Source organism: Actinophytocola sp. (genome assembly GCF_036002505.1).
GTDB lineage: Bacteria > Actinomycetota > Actinomycetes > Mycobacteriales > Pseudonocardiaceae > DASYTH01.
In genome coordinates this window covers 1-4519 of sequence record NZ_DASYTH010000212.1, presented here as the reverse complement: position 1 = coordinate 4519, position 4519 = coordinate 1, and the positions used below count along the sequence as shown (strand labels likewise).

At 72.3% G+C, this 4519-nt stretch carries 4 protein-coding genes; 2 read left to right on the top strand and 2 right to left on the bottom strand.

Annotation, left to right across the window (positions count from 1 at the left end; all coding sequences use genetic code 11):
- Positions 1 to 9: 9 nt before the first annotated feature.
- The gene (locus VGR06_RS18155; protein WP_327560274.1) at positions 10 to 585 is read right to left on the bottom strand and encodes a cob(I)yrinic acid a,c-diamide adenosyltransferase; all 576 of its coding nucleotides are present in this window, start codon (positions 583 to 585) and stop codon (positions 10 to 12) included.
- A gap of 9 nt (positions 586 to 594) precedes the next feature.
- The gene (locus tag VGR06_RS18150) at positions 595 to 1161 is read right to left on the bottom strand and encodes a hypothetical protein (RefSeq protein ID WP_327560273.1); all 567 of its coding nucleotides are present in this window, start codon (positions 1159 to 1161) and stop codon (positions 595 to 597) included.
- Between the two features lie 85 nt (positions 1162 to 1246).
- Here VGR06_RS18150 and murA point away from each other — a divergent pair, with 85 nt between their 5' ends.
- Complete coding sequence (murA, locus tag VGR06_RS18145) at positions 1247 to 2578, top strand: UDP-N-acetylglucosamine 1-carboxyvinyltransferase (protein ID WP_327560272.1); 1332 nt, start codon at positions 1247 to 1249, stop codon at positions 2576 to 2578.
- 36 nt (positions 2579 to 2614) lie between these two features.
- Positions 2615 to 4447, top strand: coding sequence for a gamma-glutamyltransferase (ggt, locus tag VGR06_RS18140; RefSeq protein WP_414637293.1), 1833 nt, complete (start codon positions 2615 to 2617; stop codon positions 4445 to 4447).
- Positions 4448 to 4519: the final 72 nt, after the last annotated feature.

The window sequence follows — 4519 nt, the reverse complement described above, 5'->3', positions numbered from 1 at the left end:
AGGCCCCCTTCATCGCACTCCGCCCCCGGGCCGCCACAGCACGTCGCCGCCAGGGTTCGCGATCCGCGCCAGCACGAACAGCAGGTCCGACAACCGGTTCAGGTACCGCGCGGTGAGCACGTTCGTGCGCTCAGTGTCCACCTCGATCAGGGCCCAGGCGGTGCGCTCGGCCCGGCGGGTGACCGTGCGGGCCACGTGCAGCAGCGCCGCGCCGGGGGTGCCGCCGGGGAGGATGAACGAGGTGAGCTTGGCCAAGCGGGCGTTGAACTCGTCGCACCAGCGTTCCAGACGCTCTACATAGGACTCGGTGATCCGCAGCGGCGGGTACTTGGGATCCGGGACGATCGGGGCGCACAGGTCCGCGCCCACGTCGAAGAGGTCGTTCTGCACGGCCCGCAACACGTCCGCCACCTCGTCCGGCAGGGCACCGAGGGCGAGGGCCACGCCGATCGAGGAGTTCGCCTCGTCCACATCGGCGTAGGCGGCGAGCCGCGGGTCCGTTTTGGACACCCGGCTGCCGTCGCCGAGCGCGCTGGTGCCGTTGTCGCCGACCTTGGTGTAGACGCGGGTGATGTGCACGGCCATAGGGGCACCCTACTGCCGCACCCAGGCCCGAGCCGCCGCCGCGAGGTTGAGCGCCAGGATCAGGATCAGCACGGCCAGCACCAGCCAGTAGCCGACCCGCGTCTGGATCACCTCGTCCAGCGCGGCGGCCATCCCGTCGGTGGTGCCCGGCGCCTGGGACTCGATCACCCGCTGAGCCGGCGCCCGCAGGTGCGCCATGGCGGTCAGCTCCGTGCTGACCAGCAACGCGCCCGCGGCCACCGCCACCCCGGCCGCGGCGAACCGGCGCCGCCGGGCCCGACGCAGCAGCATGGTCCCGATGCCCACCAGCAGGAGCGCCGCGGTGAGGATGGCCAGCACGTGCACGCCCGGGTCGGGTGCGTCAGAGGGATCCACCGGCCCGCCGCCGGAGGGCGCCAGCGCGCCGCTGGCCTCGATGCTCGGTTTGGTCCCGGTCGCGAGGTCGACCCCGGTGTAGGACACGTCGAACGAGCCCGCCGCGCCCGCGTCGCAGGACACCGCCACGAACGGCAGCGCGAAGAACAGCAGGGCGAGCAGGAAACCCGCCGGACTTGCCAATTTCCGCACGACGAGCACGGCGCAGGATAGCCGCGCGGCAGGCTGGCCGGCGGGGCGCCCCCGCGGCGGGCCGGTCCCTTCTGTTGGTTCATCATTGGCACTCGTGACGGAGCACTTCCAGGTTCACGGCGGAGCCCGGCTGGCCGGCGAGGTCGATGTGGTCGGAGCCAAGAACAGTGTGCTCAAGCTGATGGCGGCCGCGCTGCTGGCCGAGGGCACCACCACGCTCACCAACTGCCCGCGGATCCTCGACGTCCCGCTTATGGCCGACGTGTTGCGCAGCCTCGGGTGCGCCGTGGACATCTCCGGCGACACCGTCGTGATCACCACGCCGGCCACGCTGAGCCACCGCGCCGACTCGGCGTCCATGGGCAAGCTCCGCGCCTCGGTCTGCGTGCTCGGCCCGCTGGTCGGGCGGTGCAAGCGCGCGGTCGTGGCGCTCCCCGGCGGCGACGCGATCGGCAGCCGGCCGCTGGACATGCACCAGAACGGGCTGCGTCAGCTCGGCGCGCACAGCGAGATCGAGCACGGCTGCGTGGTGGCCGAGGCGGAGGGCCTGCACGGCGCGCAGATCTGGCTGGACTTTCCGAGCGTCGGCGCCACCGAGAACATCCTCATGGCCGCCGTGCTGGCCAGCGGCACCACGGTGATCGACAACGCCGCGCGCGAGCCGGAGATCGTCGACCTGTGCACGATGCTGCAGCAGATGGGCGGCAAGATCGAGGGTGCGGGCACGTCCACGCTCACCGTGCATGGGGTGGACGCGCTGCAGCCGACCGAGCACCGGGTGATCGGCGACCGGATCGTGGGCGCCACCTGGGCCTTCGCCGCGGCGATGACCAGCGGCGACGTGACCGTGCGCGGGGTCGACCCGCATCATCTCGACCTGGTGCTGGAGAAGCTGCGGCTGGCCGGCGCCGAGGTGTCGATAGTGCCTGCCCGCCCCCACCCCCCTGCGGGGGGCAGAGGGGGGGCGGGCCCACCCCCCACCGCCGGGCAGGCGTTCCGGGTGGTGCAGCGCGACCGGCCCAAGGCGGTCGACTTCGTCACGCTGCCCTATCCGGGCTTCGCCACCGACCTGCAGCCGTTCGCGGTGGCGCTGGCCTCGATCGCCGACGGCACCTCGATGATCACCGAGAACCTGTTCGAGGCGCGGTTCCGGTTCATCGAGGAGATGGTACGGCTGGGCGCGGACGCCCGCACCGACGGCCATCACGCGGTGGTGCGCGGCGTGGACCGGCTGTCCAGCGCGCCGGTCTGGGCCTCGGACATCCGCGCGGGGGTCGGCCTGGTGCTCGCCGGGCTCCGCGCCGACGGCGTGACCGAGGTCTGGGACGTGTTCCACATCGACCGCGGCTACCCGCTGTTCGTGGAGAACATGGTCAGGCTCGGGGCGGACGTCCGCAGGGTGGACGCCGATCCGGCACGCGCGTAGAACAGGGGGACCTGTTCTCTCGCGAAGGGGCCTGCCGTGCGCGCTCGTCGCCGAACAATCTCAGCGTTGTCCGCCGGTCTGCTGGTCGTCGCCGGGCTCGCGGCCGCGACGCCGGCCGTCGCCGAGACCCCGCCGGCCAAACAGGCGGTGGCACAAGGCTTCGGCGGTGCGGTCGTCTCGGACACGTTCGAGTCGACCCAGGCCGGGCTCGCCGTGCTGCGCCGGGGCGGCACCGCGGCCGACGCGGCCGTGGCGGTGGCCGCGGTGCTGGGCGTGACCGACCCGTACGTCGCGGGTCCCGGTTCCGGTGGCTTCTTCGTGTTCTACGACGCGCGCCGGCACCAGGTGCTCACCGTCGACGGCCGGGAGACCACGCCGGCGGCCGGTGACGAGCGGATGTTCCTGGACGCCGCCGGTGCGCCGCTGCCGTTCCCGAAGGCCGTCACCAGCGGGCTTTCCGTCGGGGTGCCCGGCACCGTGGCCACCTGGCAGCGGGTGCTGGACCGGTGGGGCCGGTTCAGCCTGGCCGACAACCTGCGCCCGGCGATCGACGTGGCCGACCGAGGTTTCGTCGTCGACGCGACGTTCCGCGAGCTGACCCGGCAGAACCAGGGGCGGTTCGCCCAGTTCAGCTCCACCGCGGCGCTGTTCCTGCCGGGCGGCGCGCTGCCCGAGGTCGGCTCCCGGTTCCGCAACCCCGACCTGGCGGACACCTACCGGGAGATCGCCCGGCACGGCATCCGCACGCTCTACGGCGGTGCGATCGGGCGCGACATCGTGGACTCGGTGCACAACCTGCCGCTCGCCCCCGGCGCCACGCTGGAGCCGATCCCCGGCCGGATGACGCTCGCCGACCTGCGTGACTACCGCACCATCGACCGGGATCCGACCCATGTCAGCTACCGCGGCCTGGACGTCTACGGGATGGCACCCGTGTCCAGCGGCGGGATCACCGTCGGCGAGTCGCTGAACATCATGGAGAACTTCCCACTGTCCACAATGGATCGTGTGCAGGCCCTGCACCACTACCTGGAGTCCACCCGGCTGGCCTTCGCCGACCGCAACCGGTTCATCGGCGACCCGGCGTTCGTCACCGTGCCGCAACGCCAACTGCTCTCCGACCGGTTCGCCAAGCAGCGCGCCTGCCTGATCAACCCGGCCCAGGCGCTGACCAGCCCGGTCGCCCCCGGCGACCCCAACGGCACCCCGACCTGCACCCTGTCCACAGTAGACACAACGGCCGGCAACGACGGCGCCCACACCAACCACTTCGTGGTCAGCGACCGCTGGGGCAACGTCGTCTCCTACACCCACACCATCGAACAGCTCGGCGGCGCCGGCATCGTGGTGCCGCACCGCGGCTTCCTGCTCAACAACGAGCTGACCGACTTCAACTTCGCCCCCACCCAGGGCACCGCCCCCGACCCGAACCTCCCCGCCGCCAACAAACGCCCACGCTCCAGCATGTCCCCGACGATCGTCCTCCGCCACGGCCGCCCGTTCCTCGCCGTCGGCTCCCCCGGCGGCGCGTCGATCATCACCACCGTCATCCAGATCCTCATCAACCGCATCGACTTCGGCATGCCCCTCCCCGACGCCATCGCCGCCCCGCGGGCCTCCCAGCGCAACGGCGCCACCTCCCAGGCCGAGCCCGACTTCATCGCCCTGCCGACCACTCCCGGCCTCCAGGCCCTGGGCCAGCGGTTCGCGGTCAGCGACACGTCCCCGCTCGACCCCACCATCAAGATCGCCCCGACCATCGGCGTCGCCTCCGGCCTGGAGTTCCTGCGCGGAGGCGAAGTTCTGGCCGCCGGCGAACCGAGCCGGCGCGGCGGCAGCTCGGCGGGGGTGGTGTTCACCAGCCGGTGACGCCACACTGGTGCGGGGTTCTCCGGGGCCGCGATTTCTCAAGGAAGGGCAACCGAATGCCAACCGCGGTCG

What these genes read in the sequence shown, in the direction of transcription:
- VGR06_RS18155 (WP_327560274.1), bottom strand. Translation starts at nt 585, where the DNA reads ATGGCCGTGCACATCACCCGCGTCTACACCAAGGTCGGCGACAACGGC.